This is a genomic window from Clostridium sp. AF17-21AC, assembly GCF_003461365.1.
In the GTDB taxonomy this organism is placed as follows: domain Bacteria; phylum Bacillota; class Clostridia; order Lachnospirales; family Lachnospiraceae; genus Coprococcus; species Coprococcus ammoniilyticus.
In genome coordinates this window covers 11852-35838 of the sequence record NZ_QTWY01000011.1, presented here as the reverse complement: position 1 = coordinate 35838, position 23987 = coordinate 11852, and the positions used below count along the sequence as shown (strand labels likewise).

The 23987-nt window shown below is 40.6% G+C and carries 21 protein-coding genes; 5 read left to right on the top strand and 16 right to left on the bottom strand.

The genetic code is table 11. The annotated features are described in order from the left end of the window. Nucleotides 1-765: 765 nt before the first annotated feature. Entirely contained in the window at nucleotides 766-981 is a 216-nt protein-coding gene (locus DWW85_RS12465; RefSeq protein ID WP_117808832.1) for an AzlD domain-containing protein, read from the bottom strand. Between the two features lie 250 nt (nucleotides 982-1231). Here DWW85_RS12465 and DWW85_RS12460 point away from each other — a divergent pair, with 250 nt between their 5' ends. After that, a complete protein-coding gene (locus DWW85_RS12460; protein WP_117808831.1) occupies nucleotides 1232-2290 on the top strand; it encodes a PD-(D/E)XK nuclease family transposase in 1059 nt (352 codons plus the stop codon). A gap of 134 nt (nucleotides 2291-2424) precedes the next feature. On the opposite strand, the gene DWW85_RS12745 is transcribed toward DWW85_RS12460, so the two are convergent. Beyond that, nucleotides 2425-3216 (bottom strand): hypothetical protein, encoded by a 792-nt coding sequence (locus DWW85_RS12745; protein WP_181986574.1) that lies wholly within the window; start codon nucleotides 3214-3216, stop codon nucleotides 2425-2427. Between the two features lie 684 nt (nucleotides 3217-3900). On the opposite strand from DWW85_RS12745, the gene DWW85_RS12450 reads away from it, so the two are divergent. Next, a complete protein-coding gene (locus DWW85_RS12450; protein WP_226801030.1) occupies nucleotides 3901-4743 on the top strand; it encodes a PD-(D/E)XK nuclease family transposase in 843 nt (280 codons plus the stop codon). Nucleotides 4744-4880: 137 nt separating this feature from the next. On the opposite strand, the gene DWW85_RS12445 is transcribed toward DWW85_RS12450, so the two are convergent. The 9 genes from DWW85_RS12445 to DWW85_RS12400 all read right to left on the bottom strand — a co-directional run bounded on the left by DWW85_RS12445 (nucleotide 4881) and on the right by DWW85_RS12400 (nucleotide 15331). Continuing rightward, entirely contained in the window at nucleotides 4881-5192 is a 312-nt protein-coding gene (locus DWW85_RS12445) for an AzlD domain-containing protein (RefSeq protein WP_117808830.1), read from the bottom strand. Next, the gene (locus tag DWW85_RS12440) at nucleotides 5185-5925 is read right to left on the bottom strand and encodes an AzlC family ABC transporter permease (RefSeq protein WP_117808829.1); all 741 of its coding nucleotides are present in this window, start codon (nucleotides 5923-5925) and stop codon (nucleotides 5185-5187) included. The genes DWW85_RS12445 and DWW85_RS12440 overlap by 8 nt, the downstream gene beginning before the upstream one ends. Nucleotides 5926-5952: 27 nt before the next feature. After that, a complete protein-coding gene (locus DWW85_RS12435; RefSeq protein ID WP_117808828.1) occupies nucleotides 5953-6573 on the bottom strand; it encodes a GDSL-type esterase/lipase family protein in 621 nt (206 codons plus the stop codon). Between the two features lie 560 nt (nucleotides 6574-7133). Further along, the gene (locus DWW85_RS12430) at nucleotides 7134-9038 is read right to left on the bottom strand and encodes an ABC transporter ATP-binding protein (RefSeq protein ID WP_117808836.1); all 1905 of its coding nucleotides are present in this window, start codon (nucleotides 9036-9038) and stop codon (nucleotides 7134-7136) included. Nucleotides 9039-9051: 13 nt separating this feature from the next. Continuing rightward, nucleotides 9052-10803 (bottom strand): ABC transporter ATP-binding protein, encoded by a 1752-nt coding sequence (locus tag DWW85_RS12425; RefSeq protein ID WP_117808827.1) that lies wholly within the window; start codon nucleotides 10801-10803, stop codon nucleotides 9052-9054. A 17-nt stretch (nucleotides 10804-10820) separates the two neighbouring features. Then, on the bottom strand, nucleotides 10821-11285 hold the full coding sequence (locus DWW85_RS12420; RefSeq protein WP_117808826.1) for a MarR family transcriptional regulator: 465 nt from the start codon (nucleotides 11283-11285) through the stop codon (nucleotides 10821-10823). A 454-nt stretch (nucleotides 11286-11739) separates the two neighbouring features. Further along, a complete protein-coding gene (locus DWW85_RS12415) occupies nucleotides 11740-12444 on the bottom strand; it encodes a response regulator transcription factor (protein WP_008402338.1) in 705 nt (234 codons plus the stop codon). Further along, on the bottom strand, nucleotides 12437-13501 hold the full coding sequence (locus DWW85_RS12410) for a DUF4118 domain-containing protein (RefSeq protein ID WP_008402337.1): 1065 nt from the start codon (nucleotides 13499-13501) through the stop codon (nucleotides 12437-12439). Before DWW85_RS12410 ends, DWW85_RS12415 begins: the two co-directional genes overlap by 8 nt. Before the next feature lie 486 nt (nucleotides 13502-13987). Then, nucleotides 13988-15331, bottom strand: coding sequence for a hypothetical protein (locus DWW85_RS12400; RefSeq protein ID WP_117808823.1), 1344 nt, complete (start codon nucleotides 15329-15331; stop codon nucleotides 13988-13990). Nucleotides 15332-15475: 144 nt separating this feature from the next. Here DWW85_RS12400 and DWW85_RS12395 point away from each other — a divergent pair, with 144 nt between their 5' ends. Beyond that, the gene (locus DWW85_RS12395; RefSeq protein WP_181986573.1) at nucleotides 15476-16204 is read left to right on the top strand and encodes a LytTR family DNA-binding domain-containing protein; all 729 of its coding nucleotides are present in this window, start codon (nucleotides 15476-15478) and stop codon (nucleotides 16202-16204) included. Between the two features lie 38 nt (nucleotides 16205-16242). On the opposite strand, the gene DWW85_RS12390 is transcribed toward DWW85_RS12395, so the two are convergent. Then, complete coding sequence (locus tag DWW85_RS12390; RefSeq protein WP_181986572.1) at nucleotides 16243-16965, bottom strand: ATP-binding protein; 723 nt, start codon at nucleotides 16963-16965, stop codon at nucleotides 16243-16245. 258 nt (nucleotides 16966-17223) lie between these two features. On the opposite strand from DWW85_RS12390, the gene DWW85_RS12385 reads away from it, so the two are divergent. Next, nucleotides 17224-17664, top strand: coding sequence for a MarR family transcriptional regulator (locus tag DWW85_RS12385; RefSeq protein WP_117808820.1), 441 nt, complete (start codon nucleotides 17224-17226; stop codon nucleotides 17662-17664). Between the two features lie 122 nt (nucleotides 17665-17786). Further along, nucleotides 17787-19283: an MATE family efflux transporter gene (locus tag DWW85_RS12380; protein ID WP_226801028.1), complete on the top strand. Its 1497-nt coding sequence runs from the start codon at nucleotides 17787-17789 to the stop codon at nucleotides 19281-19283. A 35-nt stretch (nucleotides 19284-19318) separates the two neighbouring features. Here DWW85_RS12380 and DWW85_RS12375 read toward each other — a convergent pair whose 3' ends face one another. From DWW85_RS12375 to DWW85_RS12360, 4 genes are all read right to left on the bottom strand, one after another. Further along, nucleotides 19319-20683, bottom strand: a complete 1365-nt coding sequence (locus tag DWW85_RS12375; RefSeq protein WP_117808819.1) for an MATE family efflux transporter — start codon at nucleotides 20681-20683, stop codon at nucleotides 19319-19321. 138 nt (nucleotides 20684-20821) lie between these two features. Next, entirely contained in the window at nucleotides 20822-21847 is a 1026-nt protein-coding gene (locus DWW85_RS12370) for an aldo/keto reductase (RefSeq protein ID WP_117808818.1), read from the bottom strand. Nucleotides 21848-21959: 112 nt separating this feature from the next. After that, entirely contained in the window at nucleotides 21960-22976 is a 1017-nt protein-coding gene (galE, locus tag DWW85_RS12365) for a UDP-glucose 4-epimerase GalE (protein ID WP_008402329.1), read from the bottom strand. A 169-nt stretch (nucleotides 22977-23145) separates the two neighbouring features. Then, nucleotides 23146-23979: a TIGR03915 family putative DNA repair protein gene (locus DWW85_RS12360; protein ID WP_117808817.1), complete on the bottom strand. Its 834-nt coding sequence runs from the start codon at nucleotides 23977-23979 to the stop codon at nucleotides 23146-23148. Nucleotides 23980-23987: the final 8 nt, after the last annotated feature.

The window sequence follows — 23987 nt, the reverse complement described above, 5'->3', positions numbered from 1 at the left end:
AAGAAGCTTCTCTGCTTTTTTTATATTCAGTTGTAACACATGTATTGTAATCCTACAACTAGATAATAAGAAATAGAAAAACTAACTTGACAAATTCTTAATTAAGGTATTATCCTAAAGATACCCTAATCCGTATGCTACAAGTATACGAAATCCTTGGTCAAGAATCCAGAAAAGAGCAAGGAATCAAACAAACGGGGCGGAATCTTCAATTTCCGCCTCGTTCTTTACCTATTTATGTAAATATTCCACTATTGGAAAATAAAATCATTAGAAAAATTTGAATTGCAGGATTCATAAGCAATAATATATCATTAATAATTATAAAAAATTATTATATATAATATTAAATAATTAATAATAACGCATTGACAGTCTGACTTCACTAGATAAGATATGGTAAAGAAAGATGGATCAGGAGATTGGGTTCATTGACATTACTATCTGGATATTTTATAATAAATATGTTAATAAATTCATTTGATCCTATTATAGGATGGGCGGAGAGTATATCTTTCCGCCTTTTTTTTACCAAAGTTAAAGCCCGAATCAAATACCGTAATCTTTTGGTTTTCAATATCCCGTAAATGGGGAAAGTGAGATAGGGAGAAAATTGGAGTAAAAAATCATTATTTATAATATTAAATGATTAATAATAATGCATTGTGTCAAGTATAAGTATACTCCCCTACAAACCAACGCATAGGCACATAAATTTATATATTTCTTAACCAGCAACGAATTGACTGTCCAAAATACAAATGTTTATAATAAAGTATGTCCTTTGAATACCACCCTGGTACGCATTCCTCGCGACCGGGGTGTTGTTATTTTATTAACGACGCGGACTGCGGCTGCGATCAGCTTCTTATAGCCGCCGCTTAAAAATTCGGTTGGCATTTTCTTCAGGCAGTATACGGCCAGCACTGCCATGATGGCTGCCGGGAGGATCCGTCCGAGATACCGGATCTTCTCATAGATCTGTTTTCTCTTTTATATTAATTTTAGAATATATATTCTACTGGCACTTTACCGAAAACCATAAGTAAAATTTTGAGATTTTTTCAAAATATTTACCGGAAAAATATTTACAGATTGTCTTTATAAGCATCCACTTACCAAAAGTTACATCAAACCATACAAGTTATTACATCAACGGTTTTTATACCATTATTTCTGGTATGGTGGTTTTGTCGACAAATCAGGTACCGGAAATTGAGAGGAATAACCAATGTATAATCATACGGAAGGCAACAATAATGTCACACCTACCACTCCATGTAAATCCACGTCAGTAGATATTCGTCAAATTTTCCCAATTCGGAAAAAAGATGACTTTCTAAAAGATTTGCAAAAAGATGTCAATACCTTTAGCAAATATCTGGATTTGAACAATGAATGGCGAAATCGATTTGAAGATTTTATGGAAGGAAATAAATCTCTTCCTTTAACCTATGATCCATTCTTTAAAGCAATGTTTAACCCTGATATCTATCCTGGACGACTATCTCATTTGCTTAGCAGCATCATAGGAATTAATGTTACAGTTCAAAGCGTTCTATCGCAGGAAAACCGTTTACTGCCAACTTCACCATTATTAATTATGGATATCATCGTACAGTTGGAAGATGGCTCTATTGCAAATGTGGAGATTCAGAAAATACATTATGCATTTTCAGGCGAGCGCATGTCTTGTTATTCGTCCGATCTTCTTCTCCGTCAATATACACGAGTCAAGGGAGAAAAAGGAGATCAATTCACCTATCACGATATCAAGACTGTATATACGATCGTCATGTTTGAAGACAGTCCACCTGAATGCAAATCTTCTGATATTTTTATACATCATGGAAAAACAATTTTTAATACAGGCATTGATCTTCATCTCTTACAGGAATACTATGTTATCGCCCTTGACGTATTTAAGAATAACAAGTATGCTAAAGAAAAGACAGAACTTAATGCATGGTTATCTCTGCTAACAGCTAATTCTATAGATGACCTTGCTACACTAATATCCGACTATCCCTGGATGGAAAAGATCTGTTGGGATATGTCCGAATACTTATATCGTCCAAAGGAGGTTATCGGTATGTATTCACAAGCCTTAGCAAAAGCAGATGAAAATACTGTTAATTTTATGATTGAACAGATGAAGAAAGCGTTGGAAGAAAAAGATGCTGCTTTGTCTGAAAAAGACGCTGCTTTGTCTGAAAAAGACGCCGCTTTGTCTGAAAAGGACGCCGAAATTGCTACATTACAGGCTAAGCTTGCTGCACTAGAACACTAACGCATAAGTCGCGTTTTTAAATTTTCTGTTTTAATAAATTTGTAATCATTACATGGCTTAAAGTGTCAGATTAAATTGAATTTTTTATCTGACACTTTCATGCCAGCTTTTTATACAAATATGCACATCAAATCCTATGCTTTTTCTACGACAATTAATCTTGAATCTCTCAATTTCATTCCATATGACCACTTTGTCTTTTCCAATATCCCGGCGAAACAAAGATAATACTTTGCTGCATCCTTTTTTTCTATCGGAACATCTGCCAAATCATTTATCAAATAATTATATACATATGGCGATATAATTATTTCACAAATTTGTTTTTTATTATTCGGACTAAGCACCTTCAGATAATACATTTTCACTTCATTTTTATTTTTGGGGATATATTTAACAATATACAAATAACATTGACCGTAATAAATTTTCTGTTCATCCAAATCAATTTCCAGATTCCCACAATTAAAATTTTTGTGTGGTAAATATTTATTTTTTCCTTCTTTTCCTGTTATGTCACAAAAATTTCTTCTCGTTCCATTTCCTTTATAATCAATATTTTTTCTATTGTTTATTTTAGTTCTTTCCTTTTTTAACATTTTATTTATACAGCTCACTAAGCGATTATTTATGTCATCGTTATTTAAATCACTATAAAAACTACATACCTCTTTTTTTGTTGCTTTATCATATCGATACGAACAATCGGCGGTATGCTTTTCCATATTCGATCCAGAAACCTTAAAATATCTTAATTTGTTGCCATGCGCAACTGTCAGTGGTGCTGATTTACATAATGGACAAAATATGTGCCCATCATATGTTCTCATCGCCGCATTCTTATTTTCATCATATAAGTTCCAATAGGTATCTGCGGGGTAATTTCTGTCATTTTCAAAACAAAATTCTTCGTATTTTGTTTTCATTTGCTTTCTTCCTTTTCTTAATTATTTTTAAATCTCTAGAGATTCCATATATATTCTACTGTTGATTTGATTTAAATTATAAGGAGAAAATTAATTTTTTTGATTTTCCGACCAAAATATCTACATGTCATACTTCTTTCTATATTCCTATCTGTTAGCTTTATCTAACAATTTTCCACATGTGGAAAATTTAGGCACTTATTATTTCATTTCTCTTGATTGTCAATATTATATTTATATTTCTTAACCAAATCCTAACCGTCCTAGAATTGACAGGTCAAAGCTCTATAAGCTATAACAAATTGAGTCCTTTAATCACCCCTTCTGGTTTACGTTTTATCTAACCAGAAGGGATTTTTAATTTATTCTTTTATAGTCTTTATAATCATCCACTTACCAAAATTTACATCAAACAGTACCATTTATTACATTTATGAACTTTTCTCTTTTATTTCTGATATGGTAATTTTGTCGACAAATCAGGTACCGGAAATTAAGAGGAATTTTTATGCATAATAAGGACACAAACACCACTTCACAGAACTCAAATACCAAACATTCCGCATTCAATATTTATCAGCTTTTTCCACAACGAACGGAAGATGAATGCCTTGCAGAGTTAAAACAATACCCAGAACTTTATTGGACATATAAGAACTGGCCTGATGACTGGAAAAACGTTTTATGGAATTTATGGAAGGCAAAAAAAGTCTGCCACTAACCTATGATCCATTTTTCAAAAAAATTTTCAACCCGGATATATATCCAGAACGATTATCACGACTGATCAGCAGTATTATCGGCACAAATGTAACCGTTAAATATATTCTGTCAAATGAATATAGCATGCTTCCATCAACCTCTCTCCTACTTCTGGATATTATCGTCCAGTTAGAAGACGGTTCTATCGCAAATGTAGAAATACAAAAAAATCCATATACATTTCCCGGTGAGCGAATGTCATGCTATTCCGCCGATCTACTACTTCGCCAATATACACGCGTAAAAAGCAAACTTGGGAAAGATTTCACATATAAGGATATGAGAACTGTTTATACAATTGTTATGTATGAAAAGAGTCCAAACGAATGTCTGAAAGACCGTTTCGCAAATATCTATCTGCATCATGGAAAAACCATTTTTGATACTGATGTAAATCTGAATCTTTTACAGGAATACTATATCGTTAACCTTGACGTATTTAAAAATAGCAAGTATGCTAAAGATATCAACGAGCTAAATGCATGGTTGTCTCTACTAACCACGGACTCTACAGACAACCTTGCCACACTGATATCCAACTATCCATGGATGGAATCTATATGCCAGGATATATCTGAATATCTGTATCGTCCTGAGGAGGTTATTAGTATGTTTTCAAAAGCATTAAAAAAGATGGATGAAAATACTGTTAATTTTATGATTGAACAGATGAAGAAAGCATTGGAAGAAAAAGATGCCACAATATCTGAGAAGGATGCTGAAATTGCTGCATTACAGGCTAAACTTGCTGCGTTAGAACACTAACGCACGGTTCTTTAGCATAATTATTTTCCAACAATGTGATCAAATAAAACAAAGTAATTTCGTTACAACGGATACTACAAAAAAGGGCTGCCGCACTAAGTGATTGGTGCGACATCCCTTTTTTTCGGTGTCATTGCTCATAATAACATATACACAATCGTACTGCCTATGATGCTGACAAATGTATTCTTTTTCCACACATGAAGGGCGACACAAACTGCGGCTGCGATCAACTTCTTATAGCCGCCGCTTAAGAATTCGGTCGGTACTTCCTTCAGGCAGTATACGATCAGCACAGCCATGATGGCTGCCGGAAGGATTCGTCCGAGATACCGGATCTTCTCAGGGATTTGTTTTCTCTTTCCAAGGATAGTAAATGGAAGTGCACGCATAAGAAGCGTAGCTGCTGCCGAAACAAGTATACAGATCAGCACATAACGATCATTCATGGGCTTCTACCTTTCTTTCGCAGACAAGCAGCAGACCTGATACCAGGATCAGAGTTGGAAGCAGAAAATAGTCTTTGCCAACCAACAGCAACATAATGACACCGCCAGCAAATCCTGCCAGTGCAGGCAGATGCACTTTTACGCTCCTCCACTGGTCGATCGTGATCGTGATAAACAGCGCAGTCATACAGAAGTCGATGCCTTCAAGCTTCACCGGAAGAATCTGTCCGAGAACGCCGCCCAGCACTGCACCAAGCATCCATGAGATCCGGCTGAATAAAGCGACATAGAACATAATATCAAATCTCTTTTTCCGGTCATCTGCCGCCTCTGTATCCCGCTCCCGGATCACCTCAGAAGACAGCATGGAACAGTTGACGGCATATGTCTCATCTGTCATCGTATGAACCATATATGGATAACGTTTTCCCATTTTCTTGAAATCCTCAACAAATGTCAATCCATAAAAAAACTGTCTGCTGTTCATAAATAAAGCAGTCAGTGCGATCGTCAGAATCGATGCCCCGCTGCTTATAAAGGTTGCCAGCACGAACTGGAACGCCCCGGTATATACCGTCAGACTGGTAAACAACGACCAGAACCAGGAAAGTCCTGCTTCCTGCATCGTAAGTCCATATGCCATACTGACAAAGAGATAACTTCCGGTGATCGGCAAAGCCTTCACAAATGCCTGTTTTAATACTTCTTTTCTGTCTACAGTCTCCCCAGCCATAATTTTTCTCTGTGCTCCTAACTCACATTACAATATCTCTGAAATCTTTTCCAGTACCGCTTCTGCCAGCGCCTTGTGTCCTTCTTCATCCATGTGCTCCTGATCCCGTTCCGATGGTACGGCATAATCAGAAGCCGCCAGATAATAAAGTCCTTCTTCCTCTGCGATCTGCCGGTAAATCTCCGGCAGCTCTTTGGACACCTGTACAGAATTCTTTCCAAATTCCGGATCAAATCCATCCCAGACCTTCTCGCCCAGTGCGATCGGTGACATCAGAAGGATCTTCGCTGATGGCGCACCATCCCGGATCTGTCGCACAAGTTTACGGATACCTAAGCCGATACTGCCTGCCGTTGCACCATAAAATGTCTTACAATCATTTGTTCCAAGCATTAAAATGATCAGATCCTCCGGCTTATGGGTTTCTAATATGATCGGAAGGAGTTCACTGCCACGTCTGCCCGGACGAAGCGGATCGTCAAATACTGTAGTTCTGCCACACAGCCCTTCCTCCTGTACAATATATCCCTTTTCCATCAGTCCGGTTCCTACGATTCCGGTCCATCTGGTATCCCAGTCATAGCGTTCTGCCGTTCCCGGCACATAACCATATGTGTTTGAATCACCAAAGCATAATACCTGTCGCATGGCATTTCCTCCTTCTTATATTTTACTAATGCAGTAACGTAATATCATCATGTTTGAACACTTTCGGCATTACTAATCCAGAGGACGCTTCCGCTCGTTTCGTCCTGCAACGGTACTAAGCTGCCGCTTACAGCGCCACCTAAGAACCGGCGGACTCAAATGCCTCTGTCTTGGTAATCCGAAATGTTCAACCTTAATACATTTTTTGTTTCTTTACATTATTATTTTACTATTCCTATTTGGAATGTATGAATTATATAATAAATTCCAACTAAAATACAATACATAAAATTTAGAAGTTGTTATAACTTTCTCTTATAGCCAATTCAAGCATGTTACAACATAGAAATTCCGTAGCGCAAGATTACAATATTATGATCTCACCCTACGGAATACCTGGATTCAACAGTACGAGATCATAATATTATGCAGCAAGCCTATCGACATGTCGGTCCTTAGTGAACTGCCAAAAGCAGTGAACTTAGTACCGTTACATGGAGATAGAGCGAAAGCGCCTTGCGGAATAATGATTATGATCTCGCACTGTTGAATCCCTATGGTTATTCTAATTCAAATGCTCCGGTATAAAGCTGGTAATAGGTTCCTTTCTTTGCGATCAGATCCTCATGTGTACCACGTTCAATGATCGCACCATGATCCAGTACCATGATAACATCCGAATTCTTAACTGTAGACAAACGATGTGCAATGACAAATACGGTTCTGCCTTCCATCAGCCGATCCATTCCCTGCTGAACCATTGCCTCCGTCCTCGTATCAATCGAGGAGGTTGCTTCATCCAGTATCATAACCGGCGGATTGGATACGGCTGCTCTTGCGATTGAGATCAACTGACGCTGTCCCTGTGACAATCCGCTTCCATCTCCGGCAAGCACCGTGTCATATCCATTTGGCAGCATCATAATGAAGTTATGCGCATTTGCAAGCTTGGCGGCTGCAATACATTCCTCATCCGTGGCATTTGGATTTCCATATTTCAGGTTCTCCATAACCGTTCCGGTAAACAGATTGACCTCCTGCAATACGATACCGAGGGATGCCCGCAGATCCTTCTTGCGGATCTTATTAATGTTGATTCCGTCATACCGGATCTTACCATCGTCTATATCATAGAAACGATTGATCAGATTGGTGATCGTCGTTTTTCCTGCTCCGGTCGCACCTACAAATGCGATCTTCTGACCCGGTTTCGCATAGAGCGTCACATCACGCAGAATCTGTTTGTCCGAATTGTAACTGAAATCCACATGATCCAGAACGATATCGCCCTCTAATTTCTGGTAAGTAAGACTGCCATCCTCATGTGGATGCTTCCATGCCCAGATTCCGGTTCGTTCTTTCACTTCCATCAGCTCACCATTTTCCTCTTTGATATTTGCAAGTGTTACATAACCATTATCCACTTCCGGTTCTTCATCGATCAGCTTAAAGATACGCTCCGCGCCTGCAAGCGCCGTTACGATCGCATTAAACTGATTCGAAAGCTGTGAGATCGGATTGGTAAAGTTCTTCGACAACGTAAGGAAGGATGCGATCATACCAAGAGTGGCTGTATTCGTTCCGACCAGCGTCAGATTCGTTGCACCGGAGATCGCAAGCCATGCGCCAACAACCGCAACAACTACATACTGCACATAACCAAGTGCATTCATCATCGGCATCATTCCGCTTGCATAACCATTTGCACTGGCTACTGCCTGCTGCCATTCCTGATTCTTTTTCTGGAAATCTTCTCTGGCTTTCTCTTCGTGGCAGAATACCTTAACAACCTTCTGGCCATTGACCATTTCCTCGATATAACCATCTAATGCACCAAGTGTCTGCTGCTGTTTTATAAAATAAAATCCACTCTTGCCACCGATGACCTTCACCAGCTTCATGATAAAGAACAGCATCACGACAACGATCAGCGTCAGATAAATGCTCTGATATAACATACAGCAGAATACCGCAACAACCGTACAGATCGATGAGATCATCTGTGAAAGGGACTGTGCGATCATCTGGCGGAGCGTATCGGTATCGTTGGTATAGCAGCTCATGATATCTCCGTGTGTATGCGTATCAAAATAACGGATTGGCAGGCTCTGCATCTTCTCGAACATCTCATCTCGTATGGTTTTCAGAGTTCCCTGTGCGATTCCTACCATCAGGTAGTTATAAAACCATGTAGAAAATACACCGATCAGGTAAATAACGCCGACCATGCAAAGTGCCTTGATCAGCCCGGTATAGACCGGATGATCCATTGCAAGGATCGGGGTGATATAATCATCGATCAGTATCTCGATAAACATTGCTGACGCTACACTTGCAAGTGCACTTAAGATAATACAGATAAATACAACAACCAGCGTCTTCTTATATGCTCCGATATAGGACAGCAGCCGTTTGGCTGTATCTTTATTAATCCTGCTGCCCTGCTCTCTGTCGGGTGCGTTCATCTGGTTCTTCTGTTTACTCATCCTGGCCGCCTCCCTTCTGCTGTGATTCATATACTTCTCTGTAGATCGGACTCTTTACGATCAATTCTTCATGTGTACCTACATCCATGATCTTACCATCATCCAACACCACGATCTTATCCGCATGCCGGACAGAAGAAATTCTCTGCGCTATGATAATCTTGGTCGTATCCGGCAGATATTCGGCAAATGCTTTCTGGATTATCGCATCAGTCTTCGTATCAACCGCACTGGTCGAATCATCGAGGATCAATATCTTCGGTTTCTTAAGGAGTGCCCGCGCAATACAAAGACGCTGCTTCTGTCCACCGGAGACATTTGTTCCTCCCTGCTCAATGTAGGTATCATATCCATCCGGCATCGCCTCAATGAATTCATCCGCACAGGCAAGGCGACAGGCTTCTTTTACTTCTTCATCCGTCGCCTGTTCATTTCCCCAGCGGAGGTTCTCTTTTATTGTTCCTGAAAACAGTTCATTCTTCTGAAGAACCATTGCAACCGCATCCCGAAGCACCTGCAGATCATATTTGCGGACATCTATGCCACCAACCATAAGTGTTCCACCTGTCACATCATACAGGCGAGGGATCAACTGGACAAATGAAGACTTTGACGAACCGGTTCCACCGATAATGCCAACGGTCTCACCGGATCGGATCTTAAGATCTGCTCCGTCAATAACTTTCTTATCCGCACGCTTACTGTAAGAGAAATCTACATGATCATACACGAGCGAACCATCTGCAACTGTCTGAACCGGATTCTCCGGATTCTGTATCGTAGTGGTCTCTCCAAGCACCTCAACGATACGTTCCATTGAAGATCTGGATATCATAATCATGACAAATACCATTGATAACATCATAAGTGACGTCAATATCTGCATCGCATATGTGATAAGTGCAGTCAGCTTACCGGTCGTAAGTCCAAGTGCTTCATTATTTCCACTTGCTACGATGGCTTTTGCTCCGATCCATGAAATCGCAATCATACATCCATACATGAAGAACTGCATTAAAGGTGAGTTAAATGCCAGAATCCTCTCTGCCTTTACAAAATCCTTATAGATGTCGCCTGATGCATGCTTGAATTTGCCGATCTCGGCTTCCTGTGAATTAAAGGATTTGACAACCCGCATTCCCTTTACATTTTCCTGAACGATATTGTTTAATCCATCATATTTGTGGAATACCCGTTCGAAGATCGGGTGAACCTTGGCTGCTATAAATATCAGACCGAATCCCATAAACGGAATAACGATCAGGAATATCCATGCCAGCTTTGCATTGATCGTAAAGGAAACGATCACAGAAAAGATCAGCATGATCGGTCCTCTGACTGCGATACGAATGATCATCTGATATGCGTTCTGAATATTCGTTACGTCTGTGGTCAGTCTTGTTACGATAGATGAAGTAGAAAACTTGTCTATGTTAGAAAATGAAAATGTCTGGACATTATCATAGATGTCCTGCCGCAGATTTGCGGAAAATCCTGCTGATGCTTTCGCCCCGAGAATGGCTGCAAGCACACCTGTTAAAAGCTGTAAGACTGCAAGCACAATCAGCCATATTCCATCCTTTACAACAATATTCATCTTTCCACCTTCGATACCAAAATCTAACAGATCAGACATACAAAGCGGAATTAAAATCTCAAATACTACTTCCATTGCTGCACAGAATATCGTAAACAATGTCGGCTTCTTATATTCCCGCAGACTTTTTAATAATTTTTTGATCATACGTCCTCCTTCTTTCTTTATCTGACATTATCATATAATTTTTCAAGCAGCTTTTTCACCTGCGCCGCCTCATCCTCTGAAAAAGAATGAAGCAGTCTCTGTTCCGACGCTCTCCTGCCTTCATACATTTTATGGAGCAGTTTTTCAGCTTCACAGGTGCTGCATACCATCTTATTCCGTTTATTATTCTCATCCAGATAACAGTTCAGATAACCTTTCTTTTCCAGACGATTCACGATGCCGACAACTGTCGGATGCGCCACATCCAGAAATACCTCGATCTCCTTCTGTGTCACCATTCCACCATTCCAATAAACATATTCAAGTACTCGTGCCTGTGAACTGGTCAGATCCACGTCACGCAAATATGCGTCAAATCCGGCCTTCAACTTATCATTGATCCGCTTGATATAATAACCAATATCCTTCTCCGGACCACACGGCAGCTTTGGATCTGTATCCATGTCTTTTTCCTGATTCATTACTGTTTCCTTTCTTTTATTTGCAGCTATGTATAATATCCCGAAAACGCTCTTACATCTAATGTTATATAGCTATTATGTCTTATACATACCATACATCTCTCGATGTGTAGCACGCTACATTTTAGTTCAAAAAAAAGAATGTGTCAACAACCTTTCCTGCTTTTTATATTAAAAAAGCATAAAATCCATCTCTTATAGTCAGTTATCTAATTATACAAAAAACGCTACAGCACTCAGTCACAGGGATGGCTCCTGTTATAAAATAACGTGCTGCGATTTCTGTTCTCTGGACATTGCCCTATTCGTAAATACTTCTGTGCTAACTCGCTTTCAGCTCAAACAAGCACTCGTATTTACTGGCAATGTGCAGTTCACAACGAAATCTCGCAATGTTATTTTATAACAGGAGCCATCCCCGTGACTGAGTGCTGTAGAGTTTTGAAGCTCTTTTCTATGAATCGCACATCCGGTATCCAACCCCTAATTCATTCGTTATGTAATTCTCCTTACCGGGAACTGCACCGAACTTCTTTCGGATATTCGCCATATTCACCTGCAGCTTCTTCCGGCTTCCCGAATCATTATATCCCCAGATCTCATTGATGATAAAACTGTAGGTCAGCATCTTACCTGCGTGCTCGGATAACAACGCTACGATATTATATTCTGTCTGTGTCAGCTTCACTTCATTTCCGGCGATCGTAACCAGTCTTGCATCATAATTGATAACCAGCTCTCCAACCTCGAATCTTCCACCCGGCCGCAATCCATCCTCTGCCCGATGCGTAGCGATACGGAGTGCTGAACGTACCCTTGCTACCAGTTCATTTGAACTGAATGGCTTGGTTACATAATCATTTGCACCCTCATTGAGTGCCTCTACTTTATCCCTCTCATCAGAACGTGCCGATAAAACGATGATCGGTGTAAATGATGATTGCCGCACTTCCCTTAAAAATGTCATTCCATCCCGATCCGGTAATCCCAGATCCAGAATGACCAGATCAGGGCGATGAGATGCAAACATCATCTGTCCCCCCCGACAGGAATATGCAGAAACAGCCTGATATCCATTTGCTTCCATCAGCGCACTGATCAGATTATTAATATGTTCTTCGTCTTCAATTATCAATATCTTATATCTGTTATTAATCATTCTCAGTTTCCTCCATATCCAGTGTAAACCGCACAACAGCACCGCCATCCTGCAGATTCTCCGCAGAGATCTCACCACCATGGGCTTTTACGATCGTGGTGCATACCGACAACCCGATCCCTGCATTTTTCTTACTGCTGTCAAGTCCTGATTCACCATAAACCAGCTTCCCTGCAAATATATCCTTTACCTTGTCAACCGGAATACCACATCCGTTGTCCCGGATCTCAAATACTGCAAAATGCCCACTCGTATATACACGAAGCCCAAGCTTACTCATTCCCTCTGCATGCTGAACTGCATTTTCTAACAGATTCAGGATCAACTGCTCGACTAAGATCGCATCCATCGGAATCATGATCAGTTCATCCGGAATGTCTATCTCAACATTCTGATCTTCATACCGTTTATTGAACTTAACCAGGACAGAATCTAACAGCTCATCCAGCGCAATCGGAATCTTAATGATCTTAACATTTTTTCCATCCAGTCTGGTAATCGATAACATGTTCTCAACCATTCGCGACAGCCATTGTGCATCCTGTTTGATTCCACGAAGCATGCTTTTTTTCTGCTCCTCCGTAAATTCATTCTTATCATCTAACATTGCAGAGCTTGCACCATAAATCGTTGTAAGCGGCGTCCGAAAATCATGGGATACGGATCGGAGCAGATTGGCCCGCATCTTCTCCTGCTCACTCTCTGCCTTTAACTGTTCCTGACTCTTCAACTTATTTGTAAATCCGCAGGTAATAACTGCAATAGCTATCATGATAACGGCAGAGATCATATTTTCCGGGATCGTAAAATTAATCTTAAAATACGGAAATGTAAATGCATAATTTACCGCCAGAATGCTGATGACAGATGCGACCGCACCATATAAGAAACCATCTGTGATAACGGATACCAGAAATACATCCAACAGAAAAATAGAGGGTATCAAAGTCTGATTTCCCCACTCCTTCTGCATAAACAGGGACAACAAAAATCCACATACCAATATCGCTGCCGTAATTAAAAAATTCTTTGTAAAATTCAGGAATCTGTTCATCATTTTCTCCGCTGTATCTTTTTGTAATCTGTTATAACAATCGTATCCATTTCAATCAATTCTGACAATCATTATTATATATTCATATTCTAAACTGTCATAACATATATTGTAGCACGTTTTATGGTTAAGACATGGTAAAAGGCTAAAAAAAGAAGACCTGATACCTGCGTTTCTCGGTACAACTATCAGATCTTCCTTCATCCGTTCCAATGTATGCTTTTCATATTTTGCAACCATAATCTACTGCACTCATTCTGAGCTTCCACAATCTTGCAGCAAGGAGAGCTGATTGGGCTGAAGAATATATGTCCTCTCTGACATAAATGCATATATTATGAACTTTCCCACTCAATAATATATCGGTTTTCGATATATCTATGAAGTTATTATATCAAAACATTTATCAGATACAATAAACCTGTCGTAATCTGCAATGTTTCCGTCGTAATCGACATATTTCTACAAATTCCGAATACGGTTCTCTGCTTATGCAGTCAGATACAGATGAGCTTCTTTCTTGTTATTCCACTGGAATCCCTCATGCCGCTCCATAATAAACTGGATGATCTGCTTATTATTCCGTATCTCCTTTCTGTTGTCTGAATTCATCTCAATGCCCTTCATACGAAGTCCGATACCCTTAAGCACAACCTGAATATTTCCATCTGAGGATTCCGATGGTGCGATCTGAATCCGGAGTGTCCGGGGCAGTGACTCTGATACGGAATCCTGCTTATTCTCTCCCGGATCTTCATTCAACAAAATAACATTATGTACCATCCGCTCGATCAGATATCCCATGTCCAGTTCTACATTTGTATCAATCTGAATTTCTTCTGCTGCAACTTCCGGATGAATACCTGCACCCTCACAGGCAGATGTAACATTATTTAATACCAGATTCAGGATTGAAAGATTTATGTATTTTATATACTCCTTCTGTTTTCCCGGTTTCAGATCTTCCTGTAACTGTCTGATCTGCTCCTGTTCCTTCCGGACATCTCCTGCCAGATCAAGTATATGCACATAATTATACAGATCATGCTTGATATCCCGCAGCCTGTTGTAATCCGCCAGAAGCTTCTCATAATCCTCTTTCTGCTGCTTCATCTTTGCTTCCAGAAAACGTATCATTTTTCTTTGATAGCTATTATATACGATCGTATACAGATGATAAGCAGCTATAAAAGCAGATGCCCAGATTCCCAGTGCTATAAACTGTGACATCAGATTAACCTCTTTTACCATAGTCACAAAATACACAACCAACATCATATATCCGGTTCCAACAGCCAGAATCCACACCATGCTTCTGACAAATGATTGTCTCCGGAACTTCCTGTATGGCATAAATTTCCGCATAAACCAGACTTCAATGATCGTTCCTATGCCCTCACGCAAGGCTTCTACTCCAAGCCAGACAAGCAATGCTTTTGCACTGTATAATACCGGTGTATCATTATATGCATATCCAAACAGTTCCTCGATCACTGCTGACATCGTCACCGTAACAAGATCAAATGTCATAATACCCACCATAAATGATACCAAATTTATAACCATGCACTCTTTACGGTATAATACAACGCCTACAAGCATCATCGCAAATCCAAAAATATAAATGATGGCACGAAGCCATGCAGGTGCATCAAGCTGTATACTTGTATTTATTAAAACGCGGAGGAAAAACATATTTAAAATATTCAAGCCCAGATAGATCCGGTCTCTTCTTCCACGATCCATTCCCATATATGCACCCAGATAAATATTAAATTGTAATGCCGTGATCAGGGCTGCTCCGAGCACCTGCAGGAATGTCCATATGTTCATTTTTATCTTCTCGCTTTCTTTATACCACCATCAATATGCGTATATATATTTTTCTTGTTTTATGGCAACCTTTTTATTATAATATTACCAGTTAAGCAAATGTTTTCTACAGTGAAATTACCGGTTACAGGGGGGCTGCCATATATGAAACTCAAACTTCTAATATGTGATGATTCAGATCTGCAATTAAAAGAAACAACCAGTTTTGCACATTCCTGTCTGGATGCTTTCGAATCCCTCACTTTCAAAATCGACTCCTGCGAGCCAGAGAAATTAAAAAAAATGCTTGAAACCGATACGATTAATTATGATATTGCAATTTTAGATATCGAAATGGGAGACTTCAACGGTATCGATTTTGCTTCCGAGCTTAATCAATGCTGCCCACAGTGTTCAGTCATCTTTCTTACCAGCCATACCGATTATATCTCTGACTCTTATGAAGTCCGTCACATATATTATGTTACAAAGGATTCCATACAAGAATATCTGCCTAAGGCACTGGATAAAGCGATTCAGCTTGTAATTGAACGAAAGACACGCTTTCTGGACGTTATCTCCAACCGAAAACGGTACACTCTTCCATGCGACACAATCACTCATATTGAACGGCTCAGCCGCGAGATTATTATTTATACTGACAATGGGGAAGCCTATAAAGTGTACGAATCCCTTCAGGCTGTAAGCGAACGACTGCCGTCCTATTTCTCACAATGCCATAGTTCTTTCACGGTCAATCTTAGATATGTAAAAAATTTATCCTCACAGGAAACCGAACTGATTAACAAAATCAAACTTCCTGTCGGCAGACGCTATGCCAAACCATTCAAAGCCGACTACCTCAAATATATCTCCGAACATGCTATGTTGTAAATTACAAACACACAAACCATGGCTGTTCTATATGCCTTTTACAACATGATCGCTACTTCAAAGGTATCACCCTTGTCCGTGAACTCGACCGTTCCATCATACCTGGCAACAATCTGCCTGATAATACGAACACCTCTGCCGTGGTTTTCTGCATCCGACTTCGTTGTATGGAACTGATTCTCCATAACGGCGATCTCCGTTCTTTTGGAATTTTTAACAGTGATAAAGAAGTTACTTCCACGATTCAATATCGATACATGTATGAATCTTTTATTTTCCCCATTTGCATCCTGCACCGGCACACACTCGGCTGCTTCGATCGCATTGTCTAACAGATTGGCAAACAGACGAATCTTATCGACATCCTCCATACGAATCTCCGGTAACCCGGTTGGAATATTATAAGTAAATGCAATCTGCTTCTTCCTTGCAAGATCCCGCTTATCTGAGACCGCACAGTCAAGGATTGTGTCATTTGTCACAATCATCTGCCTGATCTCCTCAATCTCCTTCTTCTTTTTTTCTATGTACTCTTCGGTGTCTTTCTGCTCCCGGATCATTTCATTGATCTCGTTTGAAATCTCATATATCTTTTTGCTGGTGTCTTCTATACTCTTCATATGCGTATATGAAGATTGGATACTTTCTACAAACTGTTGTCTTTTTTTCTTCAGATTTCTTGCTGAAATGATATTGTAGATCAGTGATCCTATAAGCACAATAACTACTGCTACTATGATCATCCAGTTTTTCTCGTTCATCTGTGGTATATTTATCCTCTGGTCAAACATATTTTTTCATATATTCTGTTATCTGAATTCTCCAAAAAACACTATAAATTTTAGTATATCTATTATTTCTTTCCTGTCAATAATATTTTTATCTCTAGTTTTCTGTTTCAGATAACACCCAGACTGTGTTTTTCTCTTTCTATAAAAATTGTATAAACAGGTTGACTCTTTTTATTTTAAAGCTATAATAGTTCTAAAAAGAACTTAATGAGGAAATGAGGAATATATATGATCCTACAATCACCATCCAATATTTTTGATATGACAAAAAGCCTGATGAAGCTTCAGGAAAAATATCTCGAAAGCATCCGGACAGACTATAAGCTTTCACGGATTGAAGTTATCATCATTACTTTTTTACACAATAATCCGGCACATGATACTGCCAGAGATATCGTAGAGTTTCGTATGCTACAGCGCGGAAATGTATCCACAGCCATTGATTCTCTCGCAGACAAAGGGTATCTGACCAGACATCCGGATATTGACGATAAACGGATCATTCATCTGAAGCTCTCCGATCGATCAATTCCTGTTGTACATGCGATTGAGAAAAAGCAGGACGAACTGATCTCCTGCATCTTTGAAGGTTTTTCAGATGACGAAAAGAAGAATTTTGCATCCTATAACAAGCGTTTGTATGACAACGTATTATCACATTTAAAATAATATGGTCACAATACTACTGCCTGAATACCGGGCTGTTCGTACAATACTATATTCAGGCAGGCTCATATTGCAATTAACTTTTATACAATATAAAACATCAATCAAAGGAACGAGGAATATACATGAAGAAACAAAGACAAGCCTACAGCATGACCGATTCTCCAAACAACACATCAAAAGCTTCACCACCAACCGGCGGAGAATCCATATCGAAAAACATCAGGGACAATCAACCGAATCGGATTGCACACAACTCAGGCTCATCCGACCGGGAATTTCTGGCAAAAGAACCGATCGGTAAATTACTGGCAAAGCTCGCACTTCCTACAGTCGCCGCACAGATGATCAATATGCTGTATAACATCGTTGATCGTATTTACATCGGTCATATTCCACAAAACGGTTCACTGGCACTTACCGGTGTCGGTGTCTGTATGCCCCTTATCATGATCATCTCCGCTTTCGCGGCTCTGGTCGGAAATGGCGGTGCTCCACGGGCTACCATCTATATGGGCAAAAATAAAAAAGACGATGCCGAGAAAATCCTCGGTAACTGTTTTACCATGCAGATCATCTTATCCGTTATACTGACTGCTGTTCTTCTGATCTGGAATCGCGACCTGCTTCTGGCATTCGGTGCAAGTAAGAATACCATTAACTATGCAACCTCATATATGAATATCTACGCAATCGGCACAATCTTTGTACAGCTCACTCTGGGTATGAATGCATTTATCACTGCACAGGGCTTCGCCAAAGAAGGTATGTTGTCCGTACTGATCGGTGCGATCGCGAATATTATCTTAGACCCGATCTTTATCTTTGCGCTTCATATGGGGGTAAAAGGCGCGGCCCTTGCAACAATCATTTCTCAGGGTTGTTCCTGCATCTGGGTCTTAAGCTTCCTCTTCGGCAAGCGGACAACTCTCCGCATCCGTGTGAAAAACCTCGGTTTGCAGGCCTCCTATATCCTGCCATGTCTGGCACTCGGTTCTGCCGTCTTTATCATGCAGGGAAGTGAAAGTATCATATCCGTGTGCTTCAACTCCTCCCTTCTGAAATATGGCGGAGATATGGCCGTCGGTGCTATGACGATCCTTACCAGCGTCATGCAGTTCGCCATGCTCCCACTTCAGGGACTTGGCCAGGGTGCTCAGCCGATCATCAGTTATAACTATGGTGCAAAAAATGCATCCAGAGTAAAGGATGCATTCAAACTTCTGCTGAAGGTCAGCCTGACATATTCTGTTTTATTATGGCTTTGCATTATGTGTTTCCCTCAGGTTTTTGCATCCATCTTTACCCCGGATACTGCTCTGATCGAGTTTACTAAAGTTGCACTTAGATACTACCTCGCGGTTATGTTCTTATTTGGAGTCCAGATCTCCTGCCAAATGACATTCAATGCCCTCGGTAACGCTCCGGCATCCATCATCGTTGCGATCATGCGTAAATTCGTCCTGCTGATCCCACTGATCTTCATTATGCCACATATCTACACCGCAGATAAGACAATGGCTGTCTACATGGCAGAACCGATCGCAGACCTGATCGCCGTAACCTTCACCGCCATCCTGTTCTTCTTCCAGTTCAGAAAGGCACTACGGGAGATTGAATAAATTAATTAATAATCCTATCCGGTCGTTTATATTTTTTATCGAGCTTTTTCATGCTTTAATTCAGGCAACACCGTGGCACACATTGTAAAGAAGCTGGCACATCCGCCGATCAGATTCGAGATTGGCTCTGCCCAGAATACACCATCCACTCCAAGATTTCCGATTTTCGGAAGCAGAATGGTAAGCGGCACTACGATAAACGCCTTTCGAAGCAGAGAAAAGAAGGTAGCCTTTTTCGCCTTTCCAAGCGCAAGGAACACACTCTGTCCGGTAAACTGCAATGCCATAAAACAAAATCCGAAGAAATATATATGTAATGCCGGAACCCCTTTTGCGATCAGTTCCGGTGAATGATTAAATATACGGATAAACGGCTCCGGGAACAATCTGAGAGTGCCCCATGCCGCAAAAGTATAGGTTACGCATAATATAGTCAGGAAACGGATGGCTTTCCGTACCTTCTCATATGCCCCTTCTCCATAATTAAAGCTCATGACCGGAGATGCACCATTTGTAATACCCATAACCGGAAGTGTACAGATATCCCGCACGGAATTCAACACGGTCATAACGCCCACATAGATATCCCCGCCATAGATCTGAAGTGTCGCATTACATACAACCTGTACCAGACTGTTTGTAAATGCCATGATAAAGCTGGACACTCCCAGACTGATGATCCGCAAAACCCGCTTCCACCGCAGCCACATACAGCTCCATTTCAAATGAAGCACTGCCCGTTTTCCGGTCAGGAATACAAGAACCCATACTGTCGAGCAAAACTGAGAAATGATCGTCGCAATAGCCGCTCCTCTTACTCCCAGATTTAAAACAAAGATAAATATAGGATCCAGTATTATATTTAAAACTGCTCCGATCAGAACCGATATCATCCCTGTATTTCCAAAGCCCTGACTGTTAATAAACGGATTCATTCCTACCGATACCATGACAAATACCGTTCCCAGCAGATAGATCCGAATATAGGAGCCTGCATATGGGAATGTATCATCACTTGCGCCAAACAGATAAAGAATCGGCTTATAAAAGATCAGCCCGATAATCGTCAATACAATTCCTGTTCCGATCAATAAAGTAAAAGCATTTCCCATCAGATGCTCCGCTTCCTTATCATTACCCTTGCCACGTTCCATGGAACAAAGCGGTGCACCTCCATTTCCATACAGATAGGTAAAGGCTGTGATCAGTGAAATGATCGGAAAGCACAGACCTACCCCTGTCAGTGCAGTTGTACCGACTTCCGGGATCCGTCCGATGTAGATCCTGTCAACCACGTTATATAAAAGATTAAGTAGCTGTGCCAGAATCATTGGTACAGCTACTTCTATAATATTTCTATATACATTTCCACTTGAGAAATCTGTCTGATGTGCCTGCAATACCGTCTTCCTCTTTCAAAATAACATATAATATGATCCATTCCTACTTTCAAAAGCATTCTCTGTCAGAAAATGCTTTTCAGAACTGTCTTTTATATTATATTCTTTTTTGAAGTGAAGTCAAATAACACTTATCCTCTATGCGTGATAAAGGTTGACCGCCTTTTCGATCAGTGCCAGTTCCTCTTCTTCCATCTCGGTTGTTCTCTGCTTCTCAGCAGCCTTCAGATTACTGAGTATCTGTTCCGGCTTCGATGCACCGATCAAAACGGTTGTAACCTCCGGTTTGTTCAGCAGCCATGCAATCGCAAGCTCTGACAAGCTCATATTATAGCCTGCTGCAATATCATTTAACTCTGTCAGAAGCGGACGCATCGATACGACCTGATCCTCATGAAGGAACCGTCCATCTCTTGCCACCCGGCTATCCTTTGGAATATTCTGCAGATATTTATCAGTTAACATACCCTGTGCCAGTGGAGAAAAGCAGATCAGTCCTCTTCCGGATGCATATGTCTGCTTCAGCAGTCCGTTCTTCTCAACTGTCCGATCCAGAATACTGTAACGATTCTGGTTGATGATAAACGGACAATGCAGTTCATCCAGAATCCGTTCTGCCTTTGCCATCGTCGGACCGTCATAATTCGACAGACCTACATATAAAGCCTTACCGCTTCTTACGATCTGTGCAAGCGCTTCCATCGTTTCTTCTAACGGTGTGTTCGGGTCCATGCGATGGTGATAGAAGATATCTACATATGGAAGTCCCATTCTCTTTAAGCTCTGATCCAGACTCGCAATCAGGTATTTGCGGCTGCCCCAGTTGCCATAAGGGCCTTCCCACATATCAAATCCTGCTTTTGTACTGATCACCATCTCGTCTCTGTAAGCACTCATTTCTTCCCGGAGGATTCTGCCGAAATTTTCCTCTGCGCTACCATATACCGGACCGTAATTATTTGCCAGATCGAAATGTGTGATTCCGTGATCAAATGCGGTAAAGCACATCTGTTTCATATTCTCATAATTATCTACACTACCGAAATTATGCCATAAACCAAGTGCGATCGGAGGAAGCATCAGACCACTTTTACCGCAATGGCGGTAAAAATCCGTTCCTTCTGTCTCTGTATATCTGGTCTTTGAAGCTGTATATTCTGCCATATAAACGAACCCCTTTCTATCTTAAACAAACAGGCAATTGTATCTTCTCTATGCCCTGTATTCCGGCACGTTTACAATTGCCTGTCTGTTACTTATTTACTGAATATTTTCATTATGCACCATAGCCATCCGGATTCATGCTCTGCCATCTCCATGAATCTGCGCACATCTCATCGATTCCGTATTCTGCTTCCCAGCCAAGTTCTTTCTTAGCAAGAGTTGCATCAGAATAACAGGTTGCGATATCACCTGCACGACGAGGCTTGATCTCATAAGGGATTTTCTTACCGCACGCCTTCTCAAATGCCTTAACAACATCTAAAACGCTGTATCCTTTTCCTGTACCCAGATTGTAAATCTTTACACCCGGATTCTCTTTGATCTTATTGATCGCTTTTACATGACCCTTGGCAAGATCTACAACATGAATGTAATCTCTGACACCTGTTCCGTCCGGTGTATCATAGTCATCGCCGAATACACCAAGACAAGGAAGCTTTCCTACCGCTACCTGTGCTACATAAGGAAGCAGGTTGTTTGGAATACCCTTTGGATCTTCTCCGATCAGTCCACTCTTATGTGCTCCGATTGGATTGAAGTAACGAAGCAGGATTACATTCCATTCCGGATCTGCTGTGTGGATATCTGTCAGGATCTGCTCAAGCATATGCTTGGTCCAGCCGTAAGGATTTGTGCAGACACCCTTTGGACATTCCTCTGTGATCGGAATAAATGCAGGATTGCCATATACGGTTGCAGATGATGAAAAGATAATGTTCTTGCATCCATTCTCGCGCATTGCCTTGCAAAGTGTTAATGTACCCGCAATGTTATTCTCATAATATTCGAGTGGCTTACGAACAGACTCACCAACTGCCTTTAAGCCTGCAAAATGAATTACTGTATCCGGCTTTTCTTTTGCAAAGATTTCATTCATTGCATCCAGATCACGGATATCCTTCTCATAAAATGTTACGTCTTTTCCTGTTATCTCTTTTATTCTTCCAATTACTTTCGGACTCGCATTATACAGATTGTCAACAACTACTACATCATATCCTGCTTCTAATAATTCAACGCAGGTATGACTTCCAATATAACCAGCACCACCTGTTACTAAGATCTTCATATCATAATCCTCCTGTAAAATAAATTTTTAATTTTGGATTACCACAACACATATCGGTACCAGATTTTCTGTTACGATAACCACTATCATCATTATACACGAGAATATAAACTAATCAATAGTTTTTGCTAAATTTTTACTAAAAGTTAGTAAATTTTATTCTTTTTGTTTACTGCATGAATTCTACCGCATGCTTCCGCTTCCATATCGGCATCAGATTCCGCTGGCAGATCGGATTCTTCCGCTGTTCAATCCCGATCGTATGAAAGAAGGTCTTCCAGAGTTCGGTATATTCATCCTTCAATAATTCCGTCTGTCGGAGCGTCTTCATTTCCTCATCGGACAACTCCCGCAAATACATCTTCTGAGCCTTTTCCTTCATATATCGGTTCTGTTCTGAAATCTCTCTTTCTCTATCTGCCTGCTGTCCTGAGTAATGTTTCCCCGGATGGATCACCGCATACTTCCGGTTATCATCAAGGATCATAAAATATTCATCCGGCATCCGGTCTGCAAAATGCTCTGCCACCTGATAGATCACATCATGCTTCGGTTCCAGATGACAGACATACACCTTATTATCGATCGAATTGAATCTGGCAAATTCCCGAAAATGATGAATTTCATTTCCAACTGCCCGCCGAATCTCCAGCATCCGGCTGACCGGAGGCTCTGCAAGCATCCCGATCACCCTTGGTCCTGCCTGAAATCCGATCCGCAAAAACCGGTAGATATCGTCCAGTACATCATCTTCCATCAGACAGGCATAATACACATCGATATATGCCTGCATCCCGATCTTATTTCGAACGGAACGCAGAACCTTTTCCGTCTTTTCTACATCGGCATCCACATGGACATACTCGTCAAATAAAGTTGCCTGCACGATCGGTTCCGTCCGTAACTGCACCTTATCATGTCCGACCCGGAGTGCATAGACCCATGCATCATAGATGCAGGTCATCATATCTTCTAATTGATGTTTACAGGTAAATATCCTCATATTTACAT